1 protein-coding gene and 2 rRNA genes are annotated in these 5,000 nt (G+C 58.2%); all 3 read left to right on the top strand.

Annotation, left to right across the window (positions count from 1 at the left end; genetic code table 11):
- The first annotated feature begins 14 nt into the window (after window positions 1-14).
- A 23S ribosomal RNA gene (locus tag K32_RS21675) occupies window positions 15-2,766 on the top strand.
- Window positions 2,767-2,876: 110 nt separating this feature from the next.
- Window positions 2,877-2,991, top strand: a 5S ribosomal RNA gene (rrf, locus tag K32_RS21670).
- Window positions 2,992-3,873: 882 nt separating this feature from the next.
- Window positions 3,874-4,275: a hypothetical protein gene (locus K32_RS21665; RefSeq protein WP_201401490.1), complete on the top strand. Its 402-nt coding sequence runs from the start codon at window positions 3,874-3,876 to the stop codon at window positions 4,273-4,275.
- The last annotated feature ends 725 nt before the right edge of the window (window positions 4,276-5,000 follow it).

Here is a 5,000-nt window from a genome sequence, read left to right as displayed (position 1 = left end):
TCGATAATGAGAGTGATCAAGTGCAAGAAGGGCATTCGGTGGATGCCTTGGCGCTAAGAGGCGATGAAGGACGTGGTACGCTGCGAAAAGTTACGGGGAGCTGCGAACAAGCTTTGATCCGTAAATATCCGAATGGGGAAACCCACCTCGTAAGAGGTATCGTGCACTGAATACATAGGTGTACGAGGCGAACCCGGGGAACTGAAACATCTAAGTACCCGGAGGAAAGGACATCAACAGAGACTCCGCTAGTAGTGGCGAGCGAACGCGGATGAGGCCAGTGGTTCATGCGAGACAACCGGAACGACCTGGAAAGGTCGGCCATAGTGGGTGATAGCCCCGTACGGGTAATGCGAGCATGGATCCTTGAGTAAGGCGGGACACGTGAAATCCTGTCTGAACATGGGGGGACCACCCTCCAAGCCTAAGTACTCCTTAGCGACCGATAGCGAACAAGTACCGTGAGGGAAAGGTGAAAAGCACCCCGACAAGGGGAGTGAAACAGTTCCTGAAACCGGATGCCTACAAACAGTCGGAGCCCAAGGTTTGTCCTGGGTGACGGCGTACCTTTTGTATAATGGGTCAGCGACTTAATCTGACGAGCAAGCTTAAGCCGGTAGGTGTAGGCGCAGCGAAAGCGAGTCTGAACAGGGCGTTCAGTTCGTCGGATTAGACCCGAAACCGGGTGATCTAGCCATGAGCAGGTTGAAGGTGCGGTAACACGCACTGAAGGACCGAACCCACGTCTGTTGAAAAAGACGGGGATGACTTGTGGCTAGGGGTGAAAGGCCAATCAAACTCGGAAATAGCTGGTTCTCCGCGAAATCTATTTAGGTAGAGCGTCGGATGAATACCTTGGGGGGTAGAGCACTGGATGGGCTAGGGGGATTTACCGTCTTACCAAACCTAACCAAACTCCGAATACCCAAGAGTACTATCTGGCAGACAGACGGTGGGTGCTAACGTCCATCGTCAAAAGGGAAACAACCCTGACCGCCAGCTAAGGCCCCCAAATCATGGCTAAGTGTGAAAGGATGTGGGGATCCCAAAACAACCAGGATGTTGGCTTAGAAGCAGCCATCATTTAAAGAAAGCGTAACAGCTCACTGGTCTAAATAAGGGTTCCTGCGCCGACAATGTAACGGGGCTCAAGCCATGTGCCGAAGCTGCGGATGTGATCGCAAGATCACGTGGTAGCGGAGCGTTCCGTAAGCCTGTGAAGGGAGACTCGTGAGAGCTCCTGGAGGTATCGGAAGTGCGAATGCTGACATGAGTAACGACAAACAGTGTGAGAGACACTGTCGCCGAAAGTCCAAGGGTTCCTGCGTAAAGCTAATCTGCGCAGGGTTAGCCGGCTCCTAAGGCGAGGCCGAAAGGCGTAGTCGATGGGAATGGGGCGAATATTCCCCAGCCTGCGGGTAGTGACGAATGCCGTGTATCGTAGTGCCTTATTGGATTGGTGCTGCGGTGAAGGTGTTCCAGGAAATAGCTCCCGCGTATAGACCGTACCCTAAACCGACACAGGTGGACTGGTAGAGTATACCAAGGCGCTTGAGAGAATGGTGCTGAAGGAACTCGGCAAATTGCCTCCGTAACTTCGGGAGAAGGAGGCCCTCGGCTTGGGCAACCAGGTCGGGGGGGCACAGACTAGGGGGTAGCGACTGTTTACCTAAAACACAGGGCTCTGCGAAGCCGTAAGGCGACGTATAGGGTCTGACGCCTGCCCGGTGCCGGAAGGTTAAGAGGAGATGTGCAAGCATTGAATTGAAGCCCCGGTAAACGGCGGCCGTAACTATAACGGTCCTAAGGTAGCGAAATTCCTTGTCGGGTAAGTTCCGACCTGCACGAATGGCGTAACGACTTCCCCGCTGTCTCCAGCACCTACTCAGTGAAATTGAATTCCCCGTGAAGATGCGGGGTTCCCGCGGTCAGACGGAAAGACCCCATGAACCTTTACTATAGCTTTGCACTGGCATTCGTGTTTGCATGTGTAGGATAGGTGGTAGGCTTTGAAGCATGGGCGCCAGCTCGTGTGGAGCCATCCTTGAAATACCACCCTTGTGAATATGAATGTCTAACCGCGGTCCGTCATCCGGATCCGGGACCGTGCATGGTGGGTAGTTTGACTGGGGCGGTCGCCTCCCAAAGTGTAACGGAGGCGCGCGATGGTGGGCTCAGACCGGTCGGAAATCGGTCGTCGAGTGCAATGGCATAAGCCCGCCTGACTGCGAGACTGACAAGTCGAGCAGAGACGAAAGTCGGCCATAGTGATCCGGTGGTCCCACGTGGACGGGCCATCGCTCAACGGATAAAAGGTACTCTGGGGATAACAGGCTGATGATGCCCAAGAGTCCATATCGACGGCATCGTTTGGCACCTCGATGTCGACTCATCACATCCTGGGGCTGGAGAAGGTCCCAAGGGTTCGGCTGTTCGCCGATTAAAGTGGTACGTGAGTTGGGTTCAGAACGTCGTGAGACAGTTCGGTCCCTATCTGCCGTGGGTGTAGGAATATTGAGAGGATCTGTCCTTAGTACGAGAGGACCGGGATGGACGTACCTCTGGTGGACCTGTTGTGGCGCCAGCCGCATTGCAGGGTAGCTATGTACGGACGGGATAACCGCTGAAGGCATCTAAGCGGGAAACCCACCTCAAAACGAGTATTCCCTTGAGAGTCGTGGTAGACCACCACGTTGATAGGCCGGGTGTGGAAGTGCAGCAATGCATGCAGCTTACCGGTACTAATAACTCGATCGGCTTGATCACTCCCATTAATCCATGCTCATCCCAAGCGGATCTCTCGAGATCCGCGGGAATGATCATCGACGACAAAAGCAGCTAACCCTGCAAAACCAGTTTCTTCTGTGCTTCGCCGGCCTGGTGGTCATGGCGAGGAGCCTGAACCCGATCCCATTCCGAACTCGGCCGTTAAACTCCTCCGCGCCAATGGTACTTTGTCTTAAGACACGGGAGAGTAGGTCGCTGCCAGGCCTGCAAAGCACAGAAACCCTTCGAAACATTCTCTCTACGATGAAACACAACAAAAACCCCGCCGCGCGATATTCTCGCCGGCGGTTTTTTTGCGTTCAAGCACCACGAAACCGGCCGGGAATCGACGCGCGCTCCGCTCCGGACCAGGCCGGTCCCAGGCCGGTCCCAGGCCGGACGTCGCCACAAGCACCAAGGCGAGGGCAGGGCAGGGCGGCGAGGGCAGGGCGGCGGCGACGCCGGCACTAGCGCCACGGCGCGGAACAGCACCTGCCCGGAACAGACCCGCACAAGCGCGCAAGCTCAAAACCGGGTGGCCGCGGCCGAGCCAACCCCCGATCCGACCGGACGAAGCTCCAGCTCCCCTCTAGGACACTGGCGCAAAAACAAAGCCTTCGACATCATCCCAAAAACCAAAACAACCAACACGGGGAAAAACATGCCTCAGGTGGCCTGGCTTCAGTGGAACCCGCTGAATCCTCCAAGCTGATCGATGGGCCCCGCCATCCTCCCGAGGTGCATGGCGTGAACGAGGCCTCGATGGAAGATCCGCTGGGGCATTGCCGCTTGCAGACGACGTCCGGCGAATCCGCCCGGCGATCTGAATTAGGCGTTCCCTGGACCCTCCTTCGAGGCCCGGCTTCGCCGGGCACCTCAGGATGATGGTGGAGCTCTAGGATGGCAGTCTGGGAGAATCGTCCAGTAGTCAGAGGGCTGGCCAGTCCGGGCCTGTTAGCTCGAGGGGACTGCGCTCGATTCGATTGAACGAAAATGGGCACACGGGCTGTCCGAAGGCCGAAGGCCGCGCCCGAGTCTCGCATCTGCGGACGCAGCTGCAGCTGCGGCCGAGTTCCGCAATCTGGAGCTGCAGCCGCTGCCCCCTGTGTGCTCGAAGCGGTTTGCGGGCGGGAGCAGATCCGAGTCTTTCCGGTCCGCCCCGAAAAACTCAGCCCGCAGCGGGGCGAAACGCTGTCGGGCGGGATCGATTCGGACGTGCTTCTCAACAGCCGGGTTCTGCCGCTTCCGCTGGCGCTCGATCGCAGGTTGGGGGGGGTCGCGGTCGGCCTCAGCACGGATACGCCGGTCGAGAAGGAGCTGGTGGCGCTTCGCTTCCTCCTGGCGGATTTTAAGATGAGCTATCGCTCTTGCGGTTCGCCGGCGCCAGCCTTCGTTACGCTGGCGGCGGGCGAAGTCGACGCCTGGTTCGGTTTTGGCTTCCGCAGATGGGAGGTCATAGCGGCGATCCCGATGCTCGAGCGCCTCGGCGGCGTGGCGACGATCGATTGACGACGTGCCGATCTGGTGCAGCGCTTCGACTATCTCGCCGAATCGGCCTCGGCGGAGGCGCTGGCGCGGCCGATACTGGATGGTCCCGCCAGCTGAGGGCAGATCCTTCCGCCCGAAGGAAAGAACGCAGGCTTTCCGCCGCTGTGCAAAAGCGCGCTTGCCGCCGTCGGCGGTTTGACGCGACCCTCGGAAGCTCGGAAGCTCGGAAGCTCGGAAGCTCGGAAGCTCGGAAGCTCGGAAGCTCGGAAGCTCGGAAGCTCGGAAGCTCGGAAGCTCGGAAGCTCGGAAGCTCGGAAGCTCGGAAGCTCGGAAGCTCGGAAGCTCGGAAGCTCGGAAGCTCGGAAGCTCGGAAGCTCGGAAGCGGATGGTGCCTGTCGAGACGACAGCGCGAAACGCCCTGTCATCAAAGGTGGCCCGGCGTCGAAGCGACCAGACCGTCAGAAGAGTCGACCCTGGCGGAAGCGACTCGAGAGCCGGTGAAGCCGCAACATCGAAGCAAAAGCGCTGGGCATCGACAGCCCCATGGGGCCCAAAGCGGTATTGCGACACGGATCGTGCCGGAATCACGCGTGTCGAAAAGAAATCTCGGCCTGAATGGCGATTTTTGCGTACTGCAGAGGCGCTTCTGGAGGAAAAATCGGCGTCAGCATCGAGGTGCGACCGGAAAAAGGCCTCTTCGGGCATAGCCCGGGAGGTCGATTTCGAGATTTCTGCAGAATTATGCG

Origin of the sequence: Kaistia sp. 32K, from assembly GCF_016629525.1 — a bacterium.
Taxonomy (GTDB): Bacteria; Pseudomonadota; Alphaproteobacteria; order Rhizobiales; family Kaistiaceae; genus Kaistia.
Note: the sequence above shows the minus strand (reverse complement) of the source record. Positions and strands in the feature narration are given on the sequence as shown.